This window comes from Pseudomonas quasicaspiana, assembly GCF_021147825.1.
Classification (GTDB): Bacteria; Pseudomonadota; Gammaproteobacteria; order Pseudomonadales; family Pseudomonadaceae; genus Aquipseudomonas; species Aquipseudomonas quasicaspiana.
The window spans coordinates 85,248-110,513 of sequence record NZ_JAGTPI010000007.1; the positions used below are offsets into that span (position 1 = coordinate 85,248).

General features: G+C 57.3%; 21 protein-coding genes. 12 read left to right on the forward strand and 9 right to left on the reverse strand.

Features of this window, described 5'->3' with window-relative positions:
• Positions 1 to 38: 38 nt before the first annotated feature.
• The 3 genes from fdhD to KDX30_RS07125 all read left to right on the forward strand — a co-directional run bounded on the left by fdhD (position 39) and on the right by KDX30_RS07125 (position 4,121).
• The gene (gene fdhD, locus KDX30_RS07115) at positions 39 to 878 is read left to right on the forward strand and encodes a formate dehydrogenase accessory sulfurtransferase FdhD (protein WP_231675370.1); all 840 of its coding nucleotides are present in this window, start codon (positions 39 to 41) and stop codon (positions 876 to 878) included.
• Positions 875 to 3,211, forward strand: coding sequence for an FdhF/YdeP family oxidoreductase (locus tag KDX30_RS07120; RefSeq protein WP_231675371.1), 2,337 nt, complete (start codon positions 875 to 877; stop codon positions 3,209 to 3,211). Before fdhD ends, KDX30_RS07120 begins: the two co-directional genes overlap by 4 nt.
• Before the next feature lie 448 nt (positions 3,212 to 3,659).
• A complete protein-coding gene (locus KDX30_RS07125; protein WP_027899927.1) occupies positions 3,660 to 4,121 on the forward strand; it encodes a YMGG-like glycine zipper-containing protein in 462 nt (153 codons plus the stop codon).
• A gap of 57 nt (positions 4,122 to 4,178) precedes the next feature.
• Here the strand turns inward: KDX30_RS07125 and KDX30_RS07130 are convergent, their stop codons facing one another.
• On the reverse strand, positions 4,179 to 4,610 hold the full coding sequence (locus tag KDX30_RS07130) for an acyl-CoA thioesterase (RefSeq protein WP_027899926.1): 432 nt from the start codon (positions 4,608 to 4,610) through the stop codon (positions 4,179 to 4,181).
• Between the two features lie 137 nt (positions 4,611 to 4,747).
• A complete protein-coding gene (locus KDX30_RS07135; RefSeq protein WP_231675372.1) occupies positions 4,748 to 6,694 on the reverse strand; it encodes a RecQ family ATP-dependent DNA helicase in 1,947 nt (648 codons plus the stop codon).
• Between the two features lie 184 nt (positions 6,695 to 6,878).
• Here KDX30_RS07135 and KDX30_RS07140 point away from each other — a divergent pair, with 184 nt between their 5' ends.
• Together KDX30_RS07140 and KDX30_RS07145 are read left to right on the forward strand one after the other, a co-directional pair.
• A complete protein-coding gene (locus tag KDX30_RS07140; protein WP_231675373.1) occupies positions 6,879 to 7,694 on the forward strand; it encodes a hypothetical protein in 816 nt (271 codons plus the stop codon).
• 239 nt (positions 7,695 to 7,933) lie between these two features.
• Entirely contained in the window at positions 7,934 to 9,064 is a 1,131-nt protein-coding gene (locus KDX30_RS07145) for a hypothetical protein (protein ID WP_231675374.1), read from the forward strand.
• Between the two features lie 366 nt (positions 9,065 to 9,430).
• Here the strand turns inward: KDX30_RS07145 and KDX30_RS07150 are convergent, their stop codons facing one another.
• From KDX30_RS07150 to hslO, 3 genes are all read right to left on the reverse strand, one after another.
• On the reverse strand, positions 9,431 to 9,640 hold the full coding sequence (locus KDX30_RS07150) for a DUF6124 family protein (protein WP_099268441.1): 210 nt from the start codon (positions 9,638 to 9,640) through the stop codon (positions 9,431 to 9,433).
• 609 nt (positions 9,641 to 10,249) lie between these two features.
• On the reverse strand, positions 10,250 to 11,791 hold the full coding sequence (locus tag KDX30_RS07155) for a phosphoenolpyruvate carboxykinase (RefSeq protein WP_099268390.1): 1,542 nt from the start codon (positions 11,789 to 11,791) through the stop codon (positions 10,250 to 10,252).
• 178 nt (positions 11,792 to 11,969) lie between these two features.
• Positions 11,970 to 12,863, reverse strand: a complete 894-nt coding sequence (gene hslO, locus KDX30_RS07160) for an Hsp33 family molecular chaperone HslO (protein WP_027899921.1) — start codon at positions 12,861 to 12,863, stop codon at positions 11,970 to 11,972.
• Between the two features lie 102 nt (positions 12,864 to 12,965).
• On the opposite strand from hslO, the gene KDX30_RS07165 reads away from it, so the two are divergent.
• The gene (locus tag KDX30_RS07165; protein WP_231675375.1) at positions 12,966 to 13,766 is read left to right on the forward strand and encodes a phosphatase PAP2 family protein; all 801 of its coding nucleotides are present in this window, start codon (positions 12,966 to 12,968) and stop codon (positions 13,764 to 13,766) included.
• Positions 13,767 to 13,882: 116 nt separating this feature from the next.
• Here KDX30_RS07165 and KDX30_RS07170 read toward each other — a convergent pair whose 3' ends face one another.
• Complete coding sequence (locus tag KDX30_RS07170) at positions 13,883 to 14,287, reverse strand: RNA-binding S4 domain-containing protein (RefSeq protein ID WP_231675376.1); 405 nt, start codon at positions 14,285 to 14,287, stop codon at positions 13,883 to 13,885.
• A gap of 120 nt (positions 14,288 to 14,407) precedes the next feature.
• Between KDX30_RS07170 and rimA the strand changes: the two genes are divergently transcribed.
• Genes rimA through rimK form a run of 3 tightly spaced genes read left to right on the forward strand, consistent with a single transcriptional unit; the run spans position 14,408 to position 16,591 of the window.
• A complete protein-coding gene (gene rimA, locus KDX30_RS07175) occupies positions 14,408 to 15,190 on the forward strand; it encodes a S6 modification regulatory phosphodiesterase RimA (protein ID WP_231675377.1) in 783 nt (260 codons plus the stop codon).
• 16 nt (positions 15,191 to 15,206) lie between these two features.
• Positions 15,207 to 15,689 carry a retropepsin-like aspartic endopeptidase RimB gene (rimB, locus tag KDX30_RS07180; RefSeq protein WP_027899917.1) on the forward strand — a complete coding sequence of 161 codons (483 nt, stop codon included), beginning with the start codon at positions 15,207 to 15,209 and terminating at the stop codon, positions 15,687 to 15,689.
• Positions 15,686 to 16,591, forward strand: coding sequence for a 30S ribosomal protein S6--L-glutamate ligase (gene rimK, locus KDX30_RS07185; RefSeq protein WP_020293260.1), 906 nt, complete (start codon positions 15,686 to 15,688; stop codon positions 16,589 to 16,591). Before rimB ends, rimK begins: the two co-directional genes overlap by 4 nt.
• Before the next feature lie 112 nt (positions 16,592 to 16,703).
• On the opposite strand, the gene KDX30_RS07190 is transcribed toward rimK, so the two are convergent.
• Positions 16,704 to 18,026: an ATP-binding protein gene (locus tag KDX30_RS07190; protein ID WP_099268386.1), complete on the reverse strand. Its 1,323-nt coding sequence runs from the start codon at positions 18,024 to 18,026 to the stop codon at positions 16,704 to 16,706.
• A gap of 167 nt (positions 18,027 to 18,193) precedes the next feature.
• A complete protein-coding gene (gene ompR, locus KDX30_RS07195) occupies positions 18,194 to 18,934 on the reverse strand; it encodes an osmolarity response regulator transcription factor OmpR (RefSeq protein ID WP_027902703.1) in 741 nt (246 codons plus the stop codon).
• Between the two features lie 292 nt (positions 18,935 to 19,226).
• On the opposite strand from ompR, the gene KDX30_RS07200 reads away from it, so the two are divergent.
• The 3 genes from KDX30_RS07200 (at position 19,227) to gshA (ending at position 23,721) form a co-directional block, all read left to right on the forward strand.
• A complete protein-coding gene (locus KDX30_RS07200) occupies positions 19,227 to 21,551 on the forward strand; it encodes a Tex family protein (protein WP_231675378.1) in 2,325 nt (774 codons plus the stop codon).
• Complete coding sequence (locus KDX30_RS07205; RefSeq protein WP_231675379.1) at positions 21,551 to 21,934, forward strand: PaaI family thioesterase; 384 nt, start codon at positions 21,551 to 21,553, stop codon at positions 21,932 to 21,934. Before KDX30_RS07200 ends, KDX30_RS07205 begins: the two co-directional genes overlap by 1 nt.
• 197 nt (positions 21,935 to 22,131) lie before the next feature.
• On the forward strand, positions 22,132 to 23,721 hold the full coding sequence (gshA, locus tag KDX30_RS07210; RefSeq protein WP_231675380.1) for a glutamate--cysteine ligase: 1,590 nt from the start codon (positions 22,132 to 22,134) through the stop codon (positions 23,719 to 23,721).
• 141 nt (positions 23,722 to 23,862) lie between these two features.
• Here gshA and argA read toward each other — a convergent pair whose 3' ends face one another.
• Positions 23,863 to 25,167, reverse strand: a complete 1,305-nt coding sequence (gene argA / locus KDX30_RS07215) for an amino-acid N-acetyltransferase (protein WP_231675381.1) — start codon at positions 25,165 to 25,167, stop codon at positions 23,863 to 23,865.
• Positions 25,168 to 25,266 lie beyond the last annotated feature (99 nt).

A 25,266-nucleotide genomic window follows, 5' to 3' on the forward strand; every position in this document is an offset into this window, starting at 1 on the left:
CCTAGTCTTGTGCGATATCACTCTGCCGGTACGTTCCCATGCACGCCAAGCGAACGGTCAGTACGGCGCCCGCAGAACTATCGCCCGCGCCCGCCGCAAGCCAGTCATACAGCTACTCGAACCTCGACCGCGATGTGTCGGCGCCTGCCGATCTCGCTGAAGAAGTAGCACTCGCCATCGCCTTTAACGGCATCAGCCAGGCAGTCATGCTGGTCACCCCGACCGACCTTGAAGACTTTGTGGTGGGCTTCAGCCTGGGCAGCGGCATCATCGCTTCGCCCGATGAAATCTACGATATCAAGCTCAGCGGCTGCGGTTCTGCGCAGCAGGCCGAAGTAGAAATCGCCAGCCGTGCCTTTTGGGACCTCAAACAGCAGCGTCGGCAAATGGCGGGGACCAGCGGCTGTGGCCTGTGCGGAGTGGAAGCTGTTGAACAGGCGCTGCCGGAACTGAATGTGCTGCCGGGTGCACCTCTACCGCCTATCGAATGGCTTGAGGGCTTGCGTCAGCGTATTGGTGAGTTCCAGCCGCTGGGTCGCCATTGCGGTGCGGTACACGCCGCCGTTTTCATGAATAACCAAGGGCAATTGCTGCTGGGCCGGGAAGATATCGGTCGACACAACGCCCTCGATAAGTTGATTGGCGCTTTGGTGCGCCAGCAAATTCCAATAATCGGCGGCCTCGCCATCGTCACCAGCCGTTGCAGCCTGGAGTTGATCCAGAAAGTGCTGCGCGCCGGTATCCAGACGTTGGTCAGCTTGTCCTCGCCTACCGGCCTGGCCTTGCAGTGGGCACGTCGTCATAACCTGAACCTAATTCACCTGCCGCAACACAGTGCGCCGCGGGTTTATAGTCCCGTGATGGAGAATCAAGCATGAGCCTGCATAAAGAAGCCGACCAAAAACCAGTCCCGCGCTACAAGCCCTACAAAGGTGCCGCCGGTGGCTGGGGCGCACTGATCAGTGTGACTCATGCATGGCTGACCAGCGACAACGCACTGAAAAACCTGCGCATGATGCTCAAGACCAACCAGAACGGCGGCTTTGACTGCCCAGGTTGCGCGTGGGGTGATTCGCCAGAAAGCGGCATGGTGAAGTTCTGCGAAAACGGCGCCAAAGCAGTGAACTGGGAAGCGACCAAACGTCGTGTCGACCCGTCCTTCTTTGCCCGCTACAGCGTCAGCGCCTTGCGCGAGCAAAGCGACTACTGGCTCGAATATCAGGGCCGCCTGACCGAGCCTATGGTTTATGACGCCGAAACCGATCGCTACAAGCCGATCAGCTGGGACGACTCTTTTGCCCTGATCGCCAAGCACCTCAAAGCCTTGCCGAACCCAAACATGGCCGAGTTCTACACCTCGGGCCGGGCCAGCAACGAAGCCGCTTACCTGTATCAGCTGTTCGTTCGTGCCTACGGCACCAACAACTTCCCTGACTGCTCGAACATGTGCCACGAAGCCAGCGGCGTTGCATTGTCGCAAAGCGTTGGCGTCGGCAAAGGCACGGTGACCTTCGACGACTTTGAACATGCCGATGCGATTTTCGTCTGGGGCCAGAACCCTGGCACCAACCACCCACGCATGCTTGAACCTCTGCGTGAAGCCGTTCAACGCGGTGCTCAGGTGGTGTGCGTCAACCCGCTCAAAGAGCGTGGCCTGGAGCGCTTCCAGCATCCGCAACACCCGATCGAAATGCTCACCAACGGTGATCGTCCAACCAACACCGCCTATTTCCGTCCCGCACTGGGTGGTGACATGGCGCTGTTGCGCGGCATGGCCAAGTTCCTGCTTCAATGGGAACGCGATGCGCAGGCGGCCAATGAGCCGTCAGTGTTCGACCACGCCTTCCTTAACGAACACACCCATGGTGTGCTCGACTACCTGGCGACTATCGACGACACCCCATGGGACAAGATCGTCGAGCAGTCTGGCCTGACGCTGGCGGATATCGAAAAGTCCGCGCGAATGTACCTCAAGGGCAAGAACGTCATCATGTGCTGGGCGATGGGCATCACCCAGCACCGCCACTCGGTGGCGACCATTCAGGAAATCGCCAACCTTATGCTGCTGCGCGGCAACATTGGCCGCCCAGGCGCTGGCCTGTGCCCGGTGCGTGGCCACAGTAACGTGCAGGGCGACCGCACCATGGGCATCAACGAGCGTCCACCGGCGTTTTTCCTTGATGCGCTGGAACGTCGTTTCCAGTTCAAAGTCCCGCGTGAAAACGGCCACAACGTGGTTGAAGCGATCCACGCCATGGCCGAAGGCCGCGCCAAAGTCTTCATCGCACTGGGCGGCAACTTCGCCCAGGCGACGCCGGACAGCGCCCGCACCGTTGCTGCTCTCAGCAACTGCGACCTGACCGTACAGATCAGTACCAAACTCAACCGCAGCCACTTGAGCCACGGTAAAGAAGCGTTGATCCTGCCGTGCTTTGGCCGTACCGACATCGACATACAGGCCAACGGTCCGCAAGCCGTTACCGTTGAAGACTCGTTCAGCATGGTTCACGCCTCCAACGGCCAGCTGCAACCGTCGTCCCGTCAAATGCGTTCGGAACCTGCAATCCTTGCGGGCATTGCCAACGCGACACTGGGCAAGCAGCCGGTGGACTGGCTGTGGCTGGTGGAAGATTACAACCGCATCCGCGAGCTGATTGCCGACACCATTCCAGGCTTCAAAGACTTCAATCAGCGCCTGGAGCATCCAGGTGGCTTCTACCTGGGCAACGCCGCAGGTGCTCGTCGCTGGAACACCGCAACCGAGCGCGCCAACTTCAAGCCCAACATGCTTCCGCTTGATCTGGTACACGCAAGCGTGCGCTCCACAGGTCAGGAGCCTGACCTGATCATGCAGTCCATGCGCTCCCACGATCAGTACAACACCACTATTTATGGCCTGGACGACCGTTATCGCGGCGTGAAGGGTCAGCGTGATGTTGTGTTCGTCAACGAAGCCGACATCATTCGCCTTGGCTACCAGCCAGGGCAGAAGGTTGATCTGATTTCGATCTGGGGTGATGGTCGCGAGCGCCGTGTGAAGAACTTCACCTTGCTGGCTTTCGACATTCCCGCAGGTCAAGCTGCCGCGTACTACCCAGAGGTCAACCCGTTGGTACCACTGGAAAGCGTTGGGGATGGCAGCAGCACGCCAACCTCGAAGTTCGTGGCGATCAAGCTGGAGCGTTCGGCTGAGTCGGCACGGATTGTTTGATCAGGGTTTAGACTGATCCCATTGGGGAAATACATAACCCTGTGGGAGCGGATTTATCCGCGAAGAGGCCGGCACAGGCGATACACCTGTGTCGCTCTGAAAGCCGCTTTCGCGAATGAATTCGCTCCCACAGGGCCGATGTACCCCGTAGGAACGGCTTTAGCCGGGAGGACGTCGGGACATTCGCCACATATTCTTCGTCAAAACTATTGCTCTCCCGGCTAAAGCCGGTCCTGCAGAAGTTATTTCGCAGTCACAAAAAAAGGCCCGTTTCGCGAGAAACGGGCCTTGATCAAGTAAGCTCAGACTGTCAAAAACCACTTAAGTTCCTGAGCAAAAACAGTAACTTAGGTATTTGTGTGGCAGTCGTGTTACTCGTCGGATTTGCGTTGCCACAATCTCGGCAGAACCTCAGCATCGGCGCCGTCATCCCTTTGAGGTTCATTGCATGAAGTATTCCTCGATTCTGTTGTTGTCACTCACTCTGGCCAGTGGTCTCGCCTCAGCAGGCGGTACGGTTGAGTCGGGTGTGGGCGGTGCATTGGGTGGGGTACTCGGTTCCGTTGTCGGCCAACAACTGGGCGGCAACACAGGTGCAGCGATTGGCGCAGGCCTGGGTGGCGCAGGTGGCGCGGCCGTGGGTGCCGACCGTCGCAGCCGTACAGAAGCAGCCATTGGCGGCGGTCTGGGCGCTGCGGGCGGTAACGTGATCGGTCGTAGCGTGGGCGGCAGCACTGGCAGCCTGGTCGGCGCAGCCGCAGGTGGCGGTGCTGGTGGCGCACTGGGTAACTACATGGGCAACGAAAGCCGCGCCGATGATCGTGATAACCGTCGCTATCGTGGTGACCGTGGTCCACGTGGACACGCTCATGGCCACCGTAAAAACAAACACCACTACCGTCATCGTTAAGTGACGTGTTTGACCTGACAAACACACTGGCCGCCCATGAAGCGGCCAGTGTTGTTTTCAGACCACTAAAGCCTGCAACGCCTCGCGCAGCGTCTCAGGTATGGATACCGGCAGATTGGACCCCCGATCTACAAACACGTGAACAAAGCGCCCCGCCGCACAAGCCTCATCTTCCCCAGCCTTGAACACCGCCAACTCGTACTGCACGGAGCTGTTGCCCAGCTTCGCAACCCGCAAGCCGACCTCGATCAGCTGGGGATAGGCAATCGACGCAAAGTAATCGCACGACGAACTCACCACAAAGCCCACCACCGAACCGTCATGAATATCCAGCCCACCGCGCTCTATCAGGTAGGTGTTCACAGCACTGTCGAAAAAGCTGTAGTAGGTCACGTTGTTCACATGGCCGTAGATATCGTTGTCGTGCCAACGCGTGGTGATGGGCTGGAAGTGACGGTAGTCGGCGCGTTGCGGGGTTGTGTTGGTCATAGGCATTTTCCGAAAGGGTCGAGTTTTTTGTGGGAGCGAGGCTTGCCCGCGATAAACGATACCTCGGTCCATGTCTCTAAATTAGGTTGACCTTATCGCGGGCAAGCCTCGCTCCCACAAAGGAATTGCATTCCAATTCAATCAGTCGTGCGCTCTTTAAGATTAACCCGCACCCAATCCCTCACCGCCGCATAAGGGTAATCCTCCAACTGACCAAAGCCCGGTATCCCTCGCGCTTTGAGTTTGGTGAACAACGGCACGCTGATGCCACACAGGAATCGAGTCACGCAATCAGCACTCGGAACATGGTCTCTGTACTCCTGATGCTTGAGGATGAACGCACCGCACAGCTGTTCGAAGCTCTGCGCTTCCAGCGGTGCCAACGCAGGAGGCTCCGGCAACCGCGCGACATGCCCGGTACAGACTGAGCAGTGCCCGCAGCGGCGTGGCGCCTTGTGATCACCGAAGTAATCCGCCAGCCGACTGCTTAAGCATTGCTCACTGGCGAACAGTTCAAGCATCGCGTGGATCCGCTTGACTTCCGAGGTCTCATGCTCGCTGAAGTACTCATGCAGCTCGACACTAAGCGCCTCAGCATCAAAATCGGTAACCAGCAGGCTGTAGACCTCAGTCATCTGCTTGCTTTCCAGCTCGATCCAGCCTTTCTCCTGAAAATAGTCCAGCGCTGTTACCACCCGTCCACGCTCGGCCTGATACTGCTGATACATCGCATCGAAATCCACCGTCGCCCAGGTTCGCGCCCGTGTGGACGTCGCAACCAAAGCCTCGACAAACTGCCGACGCTCCCCTTCGAAACGCTGCACCAGCGCCCCCGGCTCGATCAGGAACTTGAAGCGGTATTCCGCGAAATAGGCATAGCGCGGCGCGATAATGCCGCGCAACTCCAGTTGCACCAACAAAGTTTTCAGCGGCAGTTGGCGAATATTGGCCTGCTCCGCCAATGGTCCAAGCAGAAATTCCCACTGCCCTTGCGGACCGGCATCCAGTAAATCTTCAAGGACATAACGAATGCCGAACAACTCCGGCGTATCGCCGTAAACGAAGTTTTCCAGCACATTGAGGCTGTCGCGATTGGCTAACACAAGGCAATCAGACGGGGCGCCGTCACGCCCGGCGCGGCCGATTTCCTGGCTGTAGTTCTCAATGGATTTGGGCAGATCGAAATGCACCACGTTGCGGATATCGCTCTTGTCGATGCCCATGCCGAACGCAATGGTTGCCACAATGCAATTGAGCTGGCCTTCCATGAACTGCCGCTGGATAGACTCGCGCTGATCGTGGGGCAACCCTGCGTGATAAGCACTGGCCGCAATGCCGTTCTGCGCCAGGTGCGCAGCGGTGTACTCGGCGGTTTTCTGCAGCGTGACGTAGACGATAGTCGGCTGATCGGGCTTGGCGCCCAGCCACTCCACCAGTCGGCGCCGTTTGTCCCACCCGGTCACGGGTTCGACCCACAGATTCAGGTTGGAGCGATAGAACCCTGTGGTGACCACATCCTGCGGCTCGATGGCGAACTTGGCCTGCATGTCGTCAATGACCTGCGGCGTGGCGGTAGCAGTGAGGAGCAGCGCCTGAGGGATATTGAATTCGCGCTGGTAGTCCGGCAGCTTGAGATAGTCGGGCCGAAAGTTATGGCCCCATTCAGAGATACAGTGAGCCTCGTCGACCACTAATAACGAGATCGGCACCTGCGAGATAAAGTGGCGAAAGCGCTCATTCTTCAATCGCTCAACGGAAATCATCAGGATCTTCAGCTCACCTGAGCGCGCCCGGGCCATGACCTGTGAAACGTCATCACGACTCTGTGCTGAATCAATGCTGGCTGCCGAAATACCGTGGCGCTGCAGAAATGCCAATTGATCCTGTATCAGCGCCAGCAACGGCGAAACCACCAGTGTCAGATGCGGAAGCATCAGCGCAGGCAGTTGATAACACAACGACTTGCCCGACCCTGTCGGGAAAATAGCCGCCGCAGAGCGCCCCGCTAACACGGCACTGATAGCGGCTTCCTGCCCCGGACGAAACTCTGAATACCCGAAAACCTGTTCAAGACGCTTGTACATAAGCTGCCACTCCATTGACCTCGACCAAGGTGCGAGACCTTAGCGCGGTCAGCCTGGTCAGAAAACAACCAAAGCATTACAAAAATGAATAAGGATACAGACAAGCACTACTAGCAAAAGGCTATTTACAAGGTTTAACCTTCGCCATCACACGCAGCTTTGCCAAAGGCGAAGGAAACAGGGAATGGAATCCAGCAAACAGCCAAACGACGATGGATCTACACACATCCAGCGCCTGACACCTGGCAAGGTTGACGTTGTATTGGGCGCTCATCCGCGCAAACGCAGGCATGAGCGTCGGCCCAAAGGCACCGGCTATTCAAAATGGCTGATAGTCCTGGCGCTTGCGGTGTTTGCCGGATACCTGCTGTTCCCCCGTACGAAACCTCAAGCTCAGCCTTTGATTGAAAAACCTCTACCCACCGCAGAACAACCGCCGCAGGCCTTGATACCGTCTGCGCCACAGCCTGTTGCAGCCCAGGCTCCGGAACCTTACATCGGACCCAATGTGGTCCGACGGGAATTGCCAGCGCCAGGCGTCCAGCCTCTGGACGAGTGCATGAAGAACGGCAACGTGATCGACGAAACGGTCCTCAACTGCCGTTTTGGCCAGGTTCCAAAGGCGGCTGAGCGAGAACCGGCCAAAGGCATGGTGTCATCAAGGTACCTGGCGGACTACAAATCCGACATCGCCCGCTCCAACACCGAACGTCCGACCAAACCCTTCAGCGTTGCCAGCGTCAGCTTCAGGGCTGTGGACAGTCGCAGCCGCTATCACGCCGATTTTCGAGTGTTCAACAACCACATTGAAAACAGCAGTGTGTGCATGAACTTCAGCAAAGGCAGCGTCGAAAATCGCGAGTGCCGCCGCGCCGCTGTGGTGTTCTTCAAGGAGTCCTGCCTGGAGTGGACCAAACGCGCTGCCAGAGACCGGGATGAACAAAGCAAGCAGACTCAGGAACGCTATTGCGAAGCCAACAGGACGTTTGAGGCGGGGTAGAGCGAAACTGGAAAGCGATCCCTGTAGGAGCTGCCGAAGGCTGCGATAGCGGTGTCGGGGCACAAGGTGATCTGCTAAAAAATACCATTTCAAATAAAACTTTTTGATTAGACCCTCCGTGTTATCAACCGTTATTCAGTTAAACCGGGCAGCCAACAACATCGAGTAACAACACCCTCGGCTCGAATTAAAATACTCATCTAGTCTCCTCCTTACTCATCAAAACACGGAGGTTTCTCATGAGTGTATTTACGATTTTCTTTTGCGGCACAGGTTCTACCAAATATGACACGTTGAACAACAACTACTGGAATGGTGAGTTAATCGCAACGTTGGCCAGTAATATGAACAATAGAGAGTTCGCCGACTGGGTCGTGATTGATGGGCCAGGCAGTGGCAATCTACAAGCAGACGAATTGTTTACTGAATCCAAAGGTTACGGCTGGACCGGCACTGCATTTGGTAAGGGTTGGTACGAAAACGTGCAGCATGCGATCAACCTCATCAAAGGTAAGGCCGACTGGAAGCGGACCAAACTGACCGAGGTCGAATACAACCGGCTGAAAGCCGCCGGGCTGCCGATCCAGGATTGGCAAGAGCCAACGTCCTGGCTGTGGCGTCACTATGAATACGGCGACCGCAAGGTTACACCGCAAGATCTGCAGGAAAAGATCATCAAGATCTTTCGCAAAGGCGGGCTGATACCGACTCAAGTCAACCTGGTCGGCTGGAGCCGTGGCGGTGTCAGCTGCCATATGCTGGCGAATGCAATGGCGGGTGATCCGGCTCTACGTCATATCCCGGTCAATATTTTCGCGGTTGACCCGGTTCCGGGCCCTTTGAACTTCCAGCTTGAGAAAGTTGCTCTCGGGAAAAACGTTAAAGAGTACGTTGGCTTTTTCGCTCGAGACGAACGATCCAAAGGCTTCTCGTGCGTTATTCCCAAGACCGACCCCTCGACCAAGGTAAGCATTTTCCCCATGGCTGGGCGTCACGCGACGCTGGTGGGTAATGCATCCCTCAAAGGCTCCGATGGTCCCGGTTCGCTAACAGAAGCGGGCCAGCTGGTCAGGCATTTCGCAGAGGTCTGCCTGACACGCTGGGGTGCTCCGCTGAACAAAAAACTGGGACTGTCGCCTGCAAAGGTCAGTGCTCTGCATCAAAGTATTGTCATGCACGAAGCGACATTTATCGCGATGCGCAAGTTCACCTACACCGGTCTGACCGAGCAAACCAAAGATGAACGTAGTGTCAGCCATGGCGATAAGGGCGCACACTTTTCGTCATTAACGGGCACAGCATTCACGCCACAACCGGGCTTGGCAGCATCGCTGGTTAAAGGCAATGAGGCTTATAAAGATATTCACTAATAAGCTTAGTTAGCTGGCTTGATTTTGAAACCGCCCTTCGGGGCGGTTTTTTTGAACTCACCTTACCGTTTATTAGTACTGTCAGTGAGCCTCGACATTCAAGTAAACGCTTACTCCAGGCAGCAGTTACGACTGCGTCCATGAACCCACACTTGAGCAGACAACACCAGATCCCCGTGGGAGCGAATTCATTCGCGAAAGCGGTGTGTCAGACACAAGTATTTTTCAGGCCTAACCCCCTTCGCGAATGAATTCGCTCCTACCGGGATATCCCGTTGCAGTCCGGACCATTGTGAGTTGGCTGATCAAAGCAAACCCGCTCCGCTTCAAACCCGCAGGGCTTTGACCGCTTGGTTCATCCAGCCTCTACCTCGCCTCTACCCCTTCCAAAGAGCGCTCCACTAACGCCTGAGCCATCTCGACCAGATGCATGACCGAGAATGCCAGATCACGTTTTCGCCCGGAAAGTTGATCGCTGGATTCATAAGCCGTGGCGGCTGCGCAACGCAGAAGGTCGCTGGCACGTGAAAGGTTTTCTTCGAGGTTGATGGATAAATCAGAAGTGTTTTTAAGCATGGTGAAGGTCCAAATCTGAGCAACTGGAGCCATCACTCGCCATTTCCACACGGCAAGAGGTGGCAGCTATGTACGGGGTGGAAAACCGGTCACCAAGCACACCCGGGTCAGACCGAAGTCTGCCCGCACACAGCTACCATAGAGCACTCTTCGTTTGTCGAGTTACTTGATGATACTTGTGCCTGGTCAATGCGGGTTTCCACACCCGACCGCTGATTTTGCAGCGACGGGAGGCAGGCTAGACCCATGATTTGGCAGGCGCAAGCGGGTTGGATTCTCTCGGAAACTTCACTCAAGAGATAGAGAGCGATCCTTCGCAATCGTCACATTTTTTGTGTCCGACCGCCTAAAGCAAAGATCCAACGGCATTTCAGACGCCACCATGTCGCCAACAAAACAGAATCCCCGTGGGAGCGAATTCATTCGCGAAAGCGGTGTGTCAGACACAAGTATTTTTCAGGACTAACCCCCTTCGCGAATGAATTCGCTCCTACCGGGAGGTCCCGTTTCAGTCCACGCCATTGAGCAGGTTAATGAAAGTGAACTTGCCCACTTTCAAACCCACAAAAAAACCGCCCCGAAGGGCGGTTCTTGTTCAGCCAGTCCGTATTACAACTGTGGACCCGCTGCCTTGATCGCGTCGCTCACTTCGAACTTCTTGAAGTTCTCAACGAACAGGCCAGCCAAGGCTTTGGCGGCTTCGTCGTAGGCAGCTTTGTCAGCCCAGGTATTACGTGGGTTGAGCAGGCCGGTTTCAACGCCCGGTACGGCCAGTGGCACGTCGAGGTTGATGGTGTCGAGGTGCTCGGTGGCAGCACCGATCAACGCGCCGCTCTGGATCGCTGCAATCACGCCACGGGTGGTCGGAATGTTGAAGCGCTTGCCAACGCCGTAGCCACCGCCAGTCCAGCCGGTGTTAACCAGGTAGACCTTGGAACCGAAACCGCGGATACGCTTGATCAGCAGCTCTGCGTATTCGCCAGCCGGACGCGGGAAGAACGGAGCGCCGAAGCAGGTGGAGAACGTCGACTTGATGCCGCTGCCCGAACCCATCTCAGTAGAACCCACCAGTGCGGTGTAACCCGACAGGAAGTGGTAAGCCGCTTGTTCTTCGCTGAGGATCGACACTGGCGGCAGTACACCGGTCAGGTCGCAGGTCAGGAAGATCACAGCGTTTGGCTCGCCACCGAGGTTTTTCTCGGAACGCTTTTCAACGTGCTCAAGCGGGTAAGCCGCGCGGCTGTTCTGGGTCAGGCTACCGTCGGCGTAATCAGCCTTCTTGGTATCGTCCAGTACAACGTTTTCCAGCACTGCGCCGTGCTTGATGGCTTTCCAGATAACAGGCTCGTTCTTCTCGGAGAGGTCGATGCACTTGGCATAGCAACCGCCTTCGATATTGAACACCACGCCTTCACCCCAGCCGTGCTCGTCGTCACCGATAAGGTAGCGGCTTTCGTCAGCAGACAGTGTGGTTTTGCCGGTACCGGACAGGCCGAAGAACAGCGTGACGTCACCCTCTTCGCCGATGTTGGCCGCGCAGTGCATTGGCAGCACGTCAGAGGCCGGCAGCAGGAAGTTCTGCACCGAGAACATGGCTTTTTTCATCTCACCGGCGTAACGCATGCCAGCGATCAATACTTTCTTCTGCGCGAAGTTGATGATAACGCAACCGTCTGAGTTGGTGCCGTCACGCTCTGGAACACATTCGAAGTTGGCAACGTTCAGAACTTGCCACTCTTGACGACCCGCCGGGTTGTACTGAGCCGGGTTGATGAAGAGGCAGCGACCGAACATGTTCTGCCAGGCAGTCTGAGTGGTCATTTTCACAGCAAGGTAGTGGTCTTCAGCAGCGCCTACATGCACGTGAGAAACGAAATGCTCTTGTGCATTGTTGAACGCTTGAACGCGCTCCCACAAAGCGTCGAATTTGTCAGCCGGGAACTTGCGGTTGATCGGGCCCCAGGCGATTGCATCCTGAGTGCTTGGCTCTTCAACGATGAAACGATCGACCGGCGAACGGCCAGTGCGATGGCCTGTTCTCACAACCAGAGCGCCAGTGTCGGAAAGTTCGCCTTCGCCGCGGGCAAGCGCTTGCTTGACCAGGTCGTCGATGCTCAGATCGGTGTACACAGCGTTGTTGGTTTGAGTCATGAGGGTCCCCGTCGGCCAGTGGCCGAGTGCTCCAAACGGTTTTGTAGTAAAAAAACAACCACTACTACAGCGGAAAAGTGGGCCGGATTATGCCAGAAAAGCCCAAGAATGGTAGGCCTCCCGTCAGAACCGCCTCACCGCTGCCCACAGCATGTAGTAAGGCGTAATCCGTGCTTGATTAGTGGCGCGTATCAGATGGCGAGTCGACCCCACCCCCAGCGAAGAGCTGAGCGATATCAGTGGCATCGAAAAGATAGCGCTGATTGCAGAACTGGCAGTCGATTTCGACACTGCCACCATGCTCGATAACCAGTTGCTGCGCATCTTCCAGTCCAAGACTGACCAGCGCATTGGCCGAACGTTCCCGGGAGCAACTGCAACGGAAGCAGAGCGGCTGCACTTCAAACATCCTTACCGGATCCTGGTGGAACAGCCTGTGCAGTACCGTTTCATTGTCCAGGCTCAGTAATTCCTCGGCTGTCAGGGTGCTGGCGAGCGTGGTGACATGCTCCCAGGTGGCGTCGCGCTCTTCCGGATCGGTCTGATGCGCCACTGGCAATTGTTGCAGCAGCAAGCCTCGTGCGCGGTGCCCGTCAGCCTTGAGCCAGAAACGCGTGCCCAGTTGCTCGGACATCACGAAGTAGCTCGACAGACTCTCAGAAAGGTCAACGCCATCCAGAGCGACGATGCCCTGGTAGCGCTTGCCCTTTTTCGGGTCAATGGTCATGGCCAGAGAGCCGTCCGGCATCAGGTCCTGCAGACCGGCGCCGGGTGTCACCAGTGCCTCGTCATACCGAGCAATGCCGCGCAGCTCGCGCTCGCTGGAGCACTCAACCATCAGCAGGGGAACCGCACCGCTGGAGCGTGCCTGAAGAATCAGCAAACCTTCGAATTTCAAGGTGCCCACCAACAACGCCGCAGCGGCCAGAAGCTCGCCAAGCAGTTGCGCGACGGGCTCCGGATAGGGATGTTTGGCCAGGACCTCGGCATAGCTGCGCTCAAGCGCGACCAGTTCACCGCGAACATCGCTTTCGTCAAAAATGAAGCGCTGGGAGTACTCGATATCAGTCATGGGGGAAGGTATCTGAATTGATGACAAATTGATGACAAGCGTCTATAAAGCGCCGTTTCGTGCGTCTGTAACGCGCCTTGCCATGAGAATAAGGGCCATTTTATGGGCTATCCCACACTCTTCCAAGCGAAGTGGAACATCAGCCGATTCGTGCTGTGCAATTTGATCGCCCTAGGGCTACTGGGGATCTGGATATGGCCAACCGGCCATGCCCTGTTCAACCAGTTTGATGAAGGGCTGTTTCACTTACTCAATCAGCCTCTTGAGCAGAACGTAGTGTGGCGGTCCATATGGACAGTTGCCAGTATGCGTCCTTTCGATGCCGTGGTCGGCTTGATCCTGCTGTGCCTGCTGATCAAAGGTGACTGGGTCTTCAAAACCGTTCAGGTGCGTGCAGCGCTGTTTGGATTCGTTTCGATCCTGCTCTTGCTGTTGGTCATTCGCACACTCTTTTCCAAATGGCTGGATCATTCGAGCCTGCAACACGACAGCCCTTCAATGGTGCTGGAGGGCGCCATTCGCTTGAGCGAAATGTACCCTCATCTGGAGAAGGCCTGGGAACTCAAAGACCGTTCCAGCCAAAGCTTCCCGGGCGATCATGCATCGGTGCTGTTGATCTGGGCGATGTTCATGACGGTGTTCAGCCGCACACTGGTTCAGCGTGTTGTGATCTGGGCGCTGGCGCTGCTGTTCATGATGCCTCGCCTGGTGGCCGGGGCTCACTGGGGACAGGACGACTATATTGGCGGTGTACTGATCGCTCTGCTCGCGTTGGGCTGGGGTTATTACACGCCGTTTGCGGCGGTGATGAGCAATCTCTGGCTGAAGGTCACAGCGCCGATTTTCACGCTGTTTGAGAAGTTGCCGGTGGTGAGCCGTATGAGTGTGGTGCGCGGGTATTGAAACAACACCTGATCCAGTGGGACTGAATTTATTCGGGAAGGCGGCATGTCAGGCGCAGCATATGTTGGCCCCTTCGCGAATGAATTCGCTCCCACAGGGTTTGGCCTGGCTTCACCTCAATCGCGCACCGCTCCACGAAAATCGAACAACTGTCGACGCTGCTTCTTGGTCGGTTTGCCGTCTGTGGTAACTCCAAGATTGCCGGCTTTGCGTAGCGCGGCTTGATTTTCGCGCTTGGTGATACTGTCTGGCGTTTCGCTGTACAGGGTTTGCGCCTCGGGGGCACCGCGGCGCACGACGGACAACGCCTCAACCACTACCGTGCGCTCATCAAAACCAGTACGGATCTGAAACTGATCACCGATATGCGGTTCCTTGCCGGGCTTGCAACGCTCGCCCCTGCAGTGCACCTTACCGCTTTCAATTGCCGCCTTTGCCAAAGCACGCGTTTTGTAAAAGCGCGCAGCCCAGAGCCACTTGTCCAGACGGACGTTATCTTCTTCGTCTGACTTTTGAGCCATATGAATTCCTCAATCAGGTAGTAGTCTGACTTTACTACGTCAGGAGCACTGTGCAGGGAGCGATTGCGACGATTAACCTGCCTTGTCGTCCCCCAGCAACTTTTATCAATGGAATGCGATATGACTGAATTTCCAACGTCATTGACTTCAAGCCCTGTCGGATGCGACGGCTGCCGGAACAGCCCCGATCTGGATTTTTCATTTGCATTCGCCTACCAGCCGATTGTGGATTTGCGCAGCCAGTCAGTCTTTGCTCACGAAGCACTCGTGAGAGGCATCAACGGCGAAGGCGCATTTTCGATATTGAGTCAGGTTACGGACAAAAACCGCTATCGCTTTGATCAGCTGTGCCGCACCCACGCCATTGCAGGCGCAGCAGCGTTGGGAATGGAAGAACGGCTTTCGATCAACTTCCTGCCCAATGCGGTTTATCGACCCGAGTTGTGTATCCGCAGCACGCTTGAAGCAGCACGCCAGCACAATTTCCCACTGGATCGGCTGATCTTCGAGACGATCGAAAGTGAGCACGTCGATAACAATCGCCATTTGACCAACATTCTGCGTGAATACCGCCAGTTCGGTTTCATGACGGCCATCGACGATTTCGGCGCCGGATACTCGGGGCTGACCCTGCTCGCCGACTTTCAGCCGGACTTGATAAAACTCGACATGCAATTAATCAGAGATATTCACCGCGACCGCGCGCGTCAGGCTATCGTTCGCGGGGTTGTCACAATGTGTGCGGAGTTAGGGGTTACAGTCATTGCCGAAGGCATCGAATGTGCCGAAGAGCGGGATTTTCTCGCAGACTGCGGGATTTACCTGATGCAAGGTTACTGGTTCGCCAGACCTGCGTTCAAAGCATTGGCCCAGATCGATTCAGGGGTCTGGCAGAAAGCATAAGAAGTACGGAAATTCATTGAAAACATTTGATCATCTGACAGTCATCGGCCTGCGCGAGTGGGTGGCGCTGCCCGATCTTGGGGTGGCAGGCCTGCGGGCGAAAATCGATACCGGGGCGAGTACGTCAAGCCTGCACGCCACCGAGATCGAGCCTTTTGAACGCGACGGCCAGAAGTGGGTTCGCTTCAACGCCCATCTGGGCACGGTGGTCCAGTTGCGGCATCGCCGTTGCGAAGCGCTGCTGGTCGCCATGAAAACCATAAAAAGCTCCAACGGTCATGCACAAGTCCGCTATGTCATTCGCACCACCCTGGCGTTGGGTGATCGCGTCTGGCCTGTGGAATTCACGCTGGCCTGCCGCAAAGCAATGCGCTATCGCTTGCTACTCGGCTCCAACGCCTTGATCGATGGCCAACTGGTCGTCAATCCAGGCATTACTTACGTTCAGGACAAACCGGTTTTTCCGGTCTCGACTACCTCTGCCACAGGTGCTGCATGAAGATCGCTGTGCTTTCGCGTAACCCGCGTCTGTATTCAACCCGTCGTCTGGTCGAAGCTGGTATTGAACGTGGCCATGAGATGGTGGTGATCGACACCCTGCGTGCCTACATGAATATCGCCAGCCACAAGCCGCAGATTCACTATCGCGGCAAACCGCTGGAAGGCTTCGATGCGGTGATCCCGCGGATCGGTGCTTCAGTGACTTTTTATGGCTGCGCTGTGTTGCGTCAGTTTGAAATGATGGGCGTTTTCCCGCTCAACGAATCGGTAGCCATCGCCCGTTCGCGGGACAAACTGCGTTCTCTGCAACTGCTCTCGCGTCGCGGGATCGGTTTGCCGGTGACAGGCTTTGCTCACTCTCCGGACGATATTCCTGACCTGATCCAGATGGTCAACGGCGCCCCGCTGGTTATCAAGGTGCTGGAAGGCACCCAGGGTATTGGCGTGGTGCTGTGCGAAACGGCAACGGCCGCCGAGTCGGTAATTGAGGCGTTCATGGGTCTCAAGCAAGACATCATGGTTCAGGAGTACATCAAGGAGGCGGGTGGCGCGGATATCCGCTGCTTCGTGGTCGGTGACAAGGTCATTGCTTCGATGAAGCGCCAGGCCAAACCCGGCGAATTCCGCTCCAACCTGCACCGTGGTGGCAGCGCCAGCCTGATCAAGATCACACCAGAAGAACGCATGACCGCCATCCGCGCCGCCAAAGTAATGGGTTTGAGCGTTGCCGGTGTCGACATCCTGCGCTCCAATCATGGGCCGCTGGTGATGGAGGTCAATTCTTCGCCGGGGCTGGAGGGTATTGAAGTGACCACTAGCAAGGACGTGGCCGGGATGATCATCGAGTATCTGGAGAAGAACAGCGGCCCGCATATGACGCGGACCAAAGGGAAGGGTTGACTGCAGCGGCAAGCGGCAAGCTGCAAGCTGCAAGCTGCAAGCTGCAAGCAAGCCTCGCAGGCCTGCTGCAGCTTTAGGCTTTTAACTTACAGCTTGAAGCTTGAAGCTGCGCTTAAACCGCCCCTCTCGGCAACATCAGCCCCAACGGCAAGCGCACTCGCGCTTCCAGCCCACCGCCCGAACGATTGCGCAATTCGACGTTGCCGCCGTGCATTGCCGCGATGCGTTTGACGATGGCTAATCCCAATCCGGTCCCCTTGCCACTTCGGGCACGATCACCGCGAATGAACGGGTTGAAAATCACCTCAAGCTCCGACGGGTCAATCCCGGTCCCACGGTCCAGAACGCTCAGCACCACATAAGGCGCACTGGTGTCGCCGGACACATAAGCCGCAACCTCAATGCCATTGCCTGCGTGGTGCATGGCATTACCAATCAGGTTGGTGAGCAATCGCTTCATTGAAACGCGTCGCAATGGGAACGGCGGAATCGGCTCAAGGCACAGACGAATCTGCTCTTCAGGGTTCTCGGGATTGTTGAAGGGCGCCACGACGTCACGCACCAGCTCGCTGAGGTCGACCTCTTCAATCTCTTCATCACGCCCGTCGCGAATGAACGCCATGAACTGATCAAGGATGGCATCCATATCCTCAATGTCGCGGACCATGCCTTCAGTCAGTTCGTTTTCGTCCTTCATCAACTCCAGCGACAGACGCAAGCGGGTCAACGGTGTTCGTAGGTCATGGGACACGCCCGCCAGCATCAGTTCCCGCTCCTGCCCGGCCTGTTCGACGTCCTCGGCCATCTGGTTGAAGGCGCGGTAAACCTCGGTCATTTCACTAGGCGTGTCGCTGACCGGCAGCCGCACGCTGCGCCCCTGCCCTAACTGCCTCGCGGCAAACACCAAGCGTTTAAGAGGCTGGTTGAGTTGCCGGACGAAGATCCACGCCGAGGCTGTGGATAACAAACCAATCGCAAGGAACCAACCCAGCACACTCCAGATTTTCTGGCCACGCAATGGGTGCGGATACAGCGGTACTTTCAACCAGCCATCGCCCAGGCTTGGTGCCCGGACCCACAACGCAGGCGGCGCATGCACACGCAGACGCACTTCGGTGTCGGCGCCCAGCTCTGCTTGCATCTGCCGCTGATAGATTTCGCTGTAAGGCCAATGCTGCTCACCTTCCGGCACGCCGCCGCCCACTACGCGGATCAGGCCTGCCGCATCGGCAATCGCTTCCCGGTCATTCTCATTGGCCGCCCAATAGGCACGCAGGGTCAGCGCGACACCGTGGCTGTATTGCCGGTCGACCAGCACGTCCTCGTTCATCAACAGATAAACCAGGGTCAGCGCCTTTGAAAACAGCACGACGATGAGCACCAGCCAAAGGGTGCGGGAGAAGAAGCTTTGCGGGAACCAGAGCGGGGTTTTCATAGTTGCAGCTATACACTTTGCAGGAGCGAGCCAGGCTCGCAGGTTTGCGAAACGCGAACGACAACCCGACGCCGGATCAACGAAAACCAAAACGTCGATAGCCCTGTTCGGGGCTATCGACGTGACTGGCAATCACCACAGCGGGCTGTGCTCCTAAAAGCGCTCGATTATCGTGTACCCGCACCGTCCGGAACGAATACATAACCAACACCCCAGACCGTTTGAATGTAGCGCGGTTTGGAAGGATCTGGCTCGATCAGACGACGCAGACGGGAAATCTGTACGTCGATCGAGCGCTCCAGCGCATCCCATTCACGGCCACGGGCCAGATTCATCAGCTTGTCGCGGGTAAGCGGTTCGCGAGCATGCATCACCAGCGCCTTGAGCACCGCAAACTCGCCAGTGGTGAGCATGTGTACCTCATCGCCACGCTTGAGTTCGCGAGTCGCCAGGGACAACTCGTAATCACCAAAGGTGACAGACTCGTCTTCGCTGCCCGGTGCGCCCGGTACAGGGGCAGCCTGACGACGCAATACAGCTTTGACACGCGCCATCAGTTCGTCAGGGTTGAAGGGCTTGGCCAGGTAATCGTCAGCGCCCAGTTCGAGGCCTTTGATGCGGCTCAGCTCATCGCCCTTGGCGGTTAGCATAATGATCGGCACCTGATTGTTTGCGGCTCGCAGACGACGGCAGGCTGACAGCCCGTCTTCGCCCGGCAGCATCAGGTCAAGCACGACAAGATTGAAAACTTCGCGGGCCAGCAAGCGATCCATTTGCTCAACGTTGGCCACAGCACGGGCACGATAACCCTTGCTGGTGAAAAAACGCTCTAACAGGCTGCTCAAACCCGGATCGTCATCAACAATAAGGATTTTTTCGCCTTCGGCAGTTTGTGCAGTGCTGCTCATTCAGATGCTCCTTTGATCTCGGCCCGCATTATGGCGTAGCTGCTGTGATACGCACCGTGTGCATTGTTAGCAGATTTTACCGGGGCTGCCACTCACGCCTTGCTTCCCCCGAACAAAAACAGTGCTTTTGTCGGCTCATCCCCTAAACGGACTCCGCTGGGTATAATGCGCCGCCCTCAAAGTCAGGCAGCGCCTGAACATGGCAGCTCGACAGTATTCTTGCGAAAGTCGGCCAGCGCAGCTCGCGGCCACTTTGTAATCAGGTATTTTGCTCACAACTCCAGGTGGTCTCATGGACAGCATCAACAGCCGCATCGCCGAAGAACTTGGCGTACGCCCACAACAGGTCGCAGCGGCCGTCGCCCTACTGGATGAAGGCTCTACCGTGCCTTTCATTTCCCGTTACCGCAAAGAAGTGACCGGCAGCCTCGATGACACGCAACTGCGTCATCTTGAAGAGCGCCTGCGCTACCTGCGCGAACTCGACGAGCGCCGCATCAGCATCCTTGCCAGCATCGAAGAGCAAGGCAAGCTGACCCCGGAGCTGGCCCGCGATATCAAACTTGCCGATACCAAGACCCGCCTCGAAGACTTGTATCTGCCTTATAAGCAAAAGCGCCGCACCAAAGGCCAGATCGCACTGGAAGCAGGCCTTGGCGAATTGGCCGACGGCCTGTTCAACGACCCGACGTTGAGCCCGGAAGCCGAAGCCGCACGCTTTGTGGACGCAGAAAAAGGCGTTGCCGACGTGAAAGCCGCGCTGGAAGGCGCAAAGTACATCCTCATGGAGCGCTTCGCCGAAGACGCCAGCCTGCTGGACAAACTGCGCAGCTTCCTCAAGCAGGAAGCCGTGATCAGTGCTCGTGTAGTGCCCGGCAAGGAAGAAGAAGGCGCCAAGTTCCGCGATTACTTCGAACACGACGAACCGCTGAAAAGCATGCCGTCGCACCGCGCACTGGCTATTTTCCGTGGCCGCAACGAAGGCTTCCTCAGTTCAGCCCTGAAAGTGGGCGAAGAACTGCCCGGCACCATGCACCCGTGCGAGCTGATGATCGGCGAGCGTTTTGGCCTGCAAAACCAGAACCGTCCGGCTGACAAGTGGTTGGCCGAAGTGGTGCGCTGGACCTGGAAGGTCAAGCTCTACAGTCATCTGGAAACCGACTTGCTGGGTGAGCTGCGCGATGGCGCGGAAACCGAAGCGATCAATGTTTTCGCCCATAACCTGCACGACCTGCTGCTCGCCGCACCAGCAGGCCCACGCGCCACACTGGGGCTGGACCCGGGCCTGCGCACCGGTTGCAAGGTCGCAGTGGTCGACTCCACCGGCAAGCTGCTGGATCACGCCACGGTTTACCCGCACGTTCCGAAAAACCAGTGGGATCAGACCATTGCTGTGCTGGCTGCACTCTGCGCCAAGCACGCGGTAGACCTGATCGCCATCGGCAACGGCACCGCCAGCCGCGAAACCGACAAGCTGGCCGCCGAACTGATCAAAAAGTATCCAGGCCTGAAAATGACCAAGGTCATGGTCTCCGAAGCAGGCGCATCGGTTTATTCCGCGTCCGAGCTGGCTGCGAAGGAGTTCCCGGATCTGGACGTATCGATCCGTGGCGCGGTGTCTATCGCCCGCCGCCTGCAAGATCCGCTGGCCGAACTGGTGAAAATTGATCCGAAATCCATCGGTGTCGGTCAGTACCAGCACGACGTGTCACAGCTCAAGCTCGCGCGTGGCCTGGACGCTGTCGTCGAGGACTGCGTAAACGCCGTCGGCGTGGACGTGAACACCGCTTCGGTAGCCCTGTTGGCACGGATTTCCGGCCTCAACACGACACTGGCGCAGAACATCGTGGCGCACCGCGATGAAAACGGCGCATTCAAATCCCGCGCGGCGCTGAAAAAAGTCCCGCGTCTGGGCGAGAAAACCTTCGAACAGGCTGCTGGCTTCCTTCGCGTCATGAATGGCGATAACCCGCTGGACTCATCGGCCGTTCACCCGGAAGCCTATCCGCTGGTGAAGCGCATCGCGTCCGAAACAGACCGGGACATCCGTTCGCTGATCGGCGACGCCAGCTTCCTCAAGCGTCTGGACCCGAAAAAGTACACCGACGAAACCTTCGGTTTGCCAACTGTCACCGACATTCTGCAAGAGCTTGAGAAGCCTGGCCGCGACCCGCGTCCCGAGTTCAAGACCGCCGAATTCCAGGACGGCGTGGAGGATCTGAAAGACCTGCAGCCAGGCATGATCCTCGAAGGTGTTGTGACCAACGTCACCAACTTCGGTGCTTTCGTCGACATCGGCGTGCATCAGGACGGTCTGGTGCATATCTCGGCGCTGTCCGAGAAATTCATCAAAGACCCGCGTGAAGCGGTCAAGGCCGGCGATGTCGTCAAGGTCAAGGTCATGGAAGTCGACATCCCGCGCAAACGCGTGGGCCTGTCGATGCGCATGAGCGACACACCTGGAGAGAAAGTCGACGGTGCTCGTGGTTCGCGCCCTGGCTCGGCCCCGCGCCAGCAGCAAAGCAGCGCACCGCGCAAGGAAACTGCGACAGCGGCACCGGCCAACAACGCCATGGCTTCTTTGTTCGCCAACGCCAAACAGCTGAAGAAGCGCTGATGGACATTCCGGCGGGCTACACCGAAAGCCCTTACTTCCGGGCGATAGGCTGTCAGCTGCGCCACCTGGACGTGGGCGTCGCCGAAGTGGCCTTGCCGCTGGACGATCATCTGCGTAATCGAGGCAATGTGATGCACGGCGGGGCGATTTTCAGCCTCGTCGACATCGCCATGGGGCTGGCCTGTTCCAGCTCCCACGGGTTCGATCAGCGCAGCGTGACCATCGAATGCAAAATCAACTATATGCGTGGGGTATCGGAGGGCGAAGTGCTGTGCATCGCCAAGGTGCTGCACGCGGGCCGTCGCACGCTGGTGGTTGAAGCTGAAGTGCTGCAAGGCGAGAAACTTGTCGCCAAAGCACAAGGCACGTTCGCTGTCGTCTAGTACAGACAGGCCAAATTAAGGTAATTTCGGCGCTATTGAATAAGTGTCGGAATTTTCCATGCGCGCTGTGGCCAGAATGAGCTATCGGTAATGGCGTCGCAGAACCAAACCAGGCGACATCGCCAGTTAATCCTCACCCTTGTACACCGTCACATCCACCCCCATATTGGGGCGACTGACGCGTGAAGGAATCCAACTTGAGCGAACTTCTCAACCGCCGCCTGGCTTTGCTTAGCGAGCGCACTAACCTCTCCCTGCTGGAGCAGTGCCTGCACGGTATTGAGCGCGAATGCCTGCGCGTAACCGGCGATGCACAGCTGGCGCAGACACCGCACCCGCAAGCCCTTGGCGCAGCGCTGACTCACGGTCAGATCACCACGGACTATTCCGAATCGCTGTTGGAGTTCATTACTCCGGCACTGGCCAACCCGGTTGAAACCCTGGCCAGCCTGGATCAGATCCACCGCTTTGCTTACAACAAGCTGGGTAACGAGCTCCTCTGGAGCCCGTCGATGCCGTGTCCGCTGCCGGATGAAAAAGACATTCCGATTGCCTATTACGGCACCTCGAATATCGGCAAGCTCAAGTACGTCTATCGCAAAGGCCTGGCGCTGCGTTACGGCAAGACCATGCAATGCATTGCCGGCATCCACTACAACTTCTCGCTGCCGGAAAGCGTCTGGCCTCTGCTCAAGCAAACCGAGGATTTCGAGGGCGATGCCCGCGACTATCAATCCCATGCTTACATCGGCCTGATCCGTAACTTCCGTCGCTACAGCTGGCTGCTGATGTACCTGTTTGGGGCCTCTCCGGCGCTGGATGCAGGTTTTCTGCGTGGCCGCGCCCACAAGCTTGAACAGTTCGACGCCGACACGCTGTATCTGCCTTACGCGACCAGCCTGCGCATGAGCGACCTTGGCTATCAAAGCAACGCTCAGGCCGACCTGACGCCTTGCTACAACGACCTGATCAGCTACACCGACAGCCTGCGTAAAGCGGTCGCTACGCCTTACGCACCTTATGTCGAAGTGGGCACGCATAACGCTGAAGGCGAATGGGTCCAGCTCAATACCAACGTGTTGCAGATCGAAAACGAGTACTACTCCAACATTCGGCCTAAACGCGTGACTTATTCGGGTGAGCGCCCGATTCAGGCGCTGGTGGCTCGCGGCGTGCAATATGTGGAAGTTCGCTGCCTGGACATCAACCCGTTCCTGCCAACCGGCATTGATCTGCAGCAAGCCCGTTTCGTCGACGCCTTCGTGCTGTACTGCGCCCTGCAGGAAAGCCCGCAACTGGCCAATAACGAATGCCGTAACGCGGCATCGAATTTCCTGACCGTGGTCAAGGAAGGACGCCGCCCAGGTCTGGAACTCAATCGCAACGACGGCACCATCGACCTGAAGGCGTGGGCTTCCGAGCTATTGGAGAAGATCACGCCCATCGCGCAATTGCTGGATCAGGCCCAAGGCACTGACGAGCACGTCAAATCCATCGCGGCGCAACAAGCCAAGGTAGATGACGCGTCACTGACCCCATCGGCGAAAGTGCTGGCGAGCATGAAGCAGCACAATGAAGGCTTTACGGCGTTCTCGCTGCGTCAGAGCCGTGCGCACGCTGAATACTTCCGCAGCAAGCCGCTGAGCGCTGAAGAGCAGGCGCACTTCGAAGCGCTCGCCAGCACCTCGATTGCCGAACAGGCAGAGCTGGAGCAAACCAAAGAGCCGGTAGATTTCGACACCTTCGTCGGCGCTTATCAGGCGAGTATTTTGCGGATTAGTAACTGATTGATGTGAGTTGAAATCCAATCCCGGTGGGAGCGGATTCATCCGCGAAGGCGGTCTTTCAGGCGAGAGATTTGTACCCGCCTTACTGACCCCTTCGCGAATGAATTCGCTCCCACAGGGTTGATCTGCACTCAATTAGACTTACAACGCCTTCTCGAAAATCTTCGAATTACGCTGGAAGTTATAGAGTGACGCACGGGCAGCAGGCAGGCGATCTACGCTGCTTGGCTCGAAACCGCGCTCGCGGAACCAGTGCGCCGTGCGCGTGGTGAGTACGAACAGTGTCTTCAAGCCCTGTTCACGAGCTCGGGTTTCGATGCGCTCCAGCAACTCATCACCGCGGCCGCCATGGCGGTATTCAGGGTTAACCGCCAAGCAGGCCAGCTCACCTGCTTGGGAGTCAGCAATCGGATACAACGCCGCACAGGCGATGATCAAGCCTTCGCGCTCGACCACGCTGAACTGCTCAATCTCGCGCTCCAGCACTTCACGGGAACGACGCACCAGAATGCCCTGCTCTTCCAGGGGCGTAATCAGATCCATCAAACCGCCGACGTCTTCAATCGCCGCTTCGCGGACCAGTTCGAATTGCTCCTGCGCAACCAACGTACCGCCACCGTCGCGGGTGAACAGCTCGGTGAGCAGCGCTCCATCCTCGACATAGCTGACGATATGGCTACGACCTACGCCACCGCGACAGGCTTCGGCAGCAGCATCCAGCAATTCAGCCTGATAGTTATAGTTGCTGCCAAGACGCAGGATATGCGCCGGTACTTGCTGCGGACGCAGCTCACGTACCAGCCGACCCTGCTCGTCCATCAAGCCGCGCTCTTCACCGAACAGCAACAACTTGTCGGCGCCCAGATCGATAGCGGCGCGGGTAGCAACGTCTTCGCAGGCGATGTTAAAAATCTCGCCGGTTGGCGAATAACCGATTGGCGACAGCAGCACGATATGGCGCTCGTCCAGCAGGCGGTTGATACCTTTGCGGTCGATCCGACGCACTTCGCCGGTGTGCTGGTAATCCACGCCTTCCCAGACGCCAATGGGCCGTGCGGTGACCAGATTGCCGCTGGTCACGCGCAAGCGCGAGCCCTGCATCGGCGAGGCGGCCATGTCCATGGACAGACGCGCTTCGATGTCGAGGCGCAAGTGGCCAACCGCATCGATGACACAGTCCAGAGTTGCGGCATCCGTCACGCGCAGGTTGCGATGATATTGCGGCGTCAGACCGCGAGCGGCCAGGCGGCTTTCGATTTGCGGACGTGAGCCGTGAACCAGCACCAGACGCACGCCGAGACTGTGCAGCAGCACCAGGTCGTGGACGATGTTGCCGAAGTTGGGGTGTTCAACGCCGTCACCGGGCAACATCACGACGAAGGTGCGTTCACGGTGGGCATTGATATAAGGAGAAGCGTGGCGAAGCCAATTGACGTATTCGTGCATAACCTGAAGAGCCTGCTGATAAAAGGACGAAAGACAGAAACACTCACAACCGTGTGGTGGTTATCGTCGGAACAAGCATGGCTGCACGCGCACTCTCCT

Excerpts from the sequence above, each read along its gene's own strand:
- KDX30_RS07120 (WP_231675371.1), top strand. The coding sequence starts at position 875 with ATGAGCCTGCATAAAGAAGCCGACCAAAAACCAGTCCCGCGCTACAAG.
- KDX30_RS07200 (WP_231675378.1), top strand. The coding sequence starts at position 19,227 with ATGGACAGCATCAACAGCCGCATCGCCGAAGAACTTGGCGTACGCCCA.
- rimA (WP_231675377.1), top strand. The coding sequence starts at position 14,408 with ATGACTGAATTTCCAACGTCATTGACTTCAAGCCCTGTCGGATGCGAC.
- KDX30_RS07170 (WP_231675376.1), bottom strand. The coding sequence starts at position 14,287 with ATGGCTCAAAAGTCAGACGAAGAAGATAACGTCCGTCTGGACAAGTGG.
- fdhD (WP_231675370.1), top strand. The coding sequence starts at position 39 with ATGCACGCCAAGCGAACGGTCAGTACGGCGCCCGCAGAACTATCGCCC.
- KDX30_RS07145 (WP_231675374.1), top strand. The coding sequence starts at position 7,934 with ATGAGTGTATTTACGATTTTCTTTTGCGGCACAGGTTCTACCAAATAT.
- ompR (WP_027902703.1), bottom strand. The coding sequence starts at position 18,934 with ATGAGCAGCACTGCACAAACTGCCGAAGGCGAAAAAATCCTTATTGTT.
- KDX30_RS07135 (WP_231675372.1), bottom strand. The coding sequence starts at position 6,694 with ATGTACAAGCGTCTTGAACAGGTTTTCGGGTATTCAGAGTTTCGTCCG.
- KDX30_RS07140 (WP_231675373.1), top strand. The coding sequence starts at position 6,879 with ATGGAATCCAGCAAACAGCCAAACGACGATGGATCTACACACATCCAG.
- argA (WP_231675381.1), bottom strand. The coding sequence starts at position 25,167 with ATGCACGAATACGTCAATTGGCTTCGCCACGCTTCTCCTTATATCAAT.
- KDX30_RS07130 (WP_027899926.1), bottom strand. The coding sequence starts at position 4,610 with ATGACCAACACAACCCCGCAACGCGCCGACTACCGTCACTTCCAGCCC.
- KDX30_RS07150 (WP_099268441.1), bottom strand. The coding sequence starts at position 9,640 with ATGCTTAAAAACACTTCTGATTTATCCATCAACCTCGAAGAAAACCTT.
- KDX30_RS07205 (WP_231675379.1), top strand. The coding sequence starts at position 21,551 with ATGGACATTCCGGCGGGCTACACCGAAAGCCCTTACTTCCGGGCGATA.
- hslO (WP_027899921.1), bottom strand. The coding sequence starts at position 12,863 with ATGACTGATATCGAGTACTCCCAGCGCTTCATTTTTGACGAAAGCGAT.
- KDX30_RS07155 (WP_099268390.1), bottom strand. The coding sequence starts at position 11,791 with ATGACTCAAACCAACAACGCTGTGTACACCGATCTGAGCATCGACGAC.
- KDX30_RS07165 (WP_231675375.1), top strand. The coding sequence starts at position 12,966 with ATGGGCTATCCCACACTCTTCCAAGCGAAGTGGAACATCAGCCGATTC.
- KDX30_RS07190 (WP_099268386.1), bottom strand. The coding sequence starts at position 18,026 with ATGAAAACCCCGCTCTGGTTCCCGCAAAGCTTCTTCTCCCGCACCCTT.
- rimK (WP_020293260.1), top strand. The coding sequence starts at position 15,686 with ATGAAGATCGCTGTGCTTTCGCGTAACCCGCGTCTGTATTCAACCCGT.
- KDX30_RS07125 (WP_027899927.1), top strand. The coding sequence starts at position 3,660 with ATGAAGTATTCCTCGATTCTGTTGTTGTCACTCACTCTGGCCAGTGGT.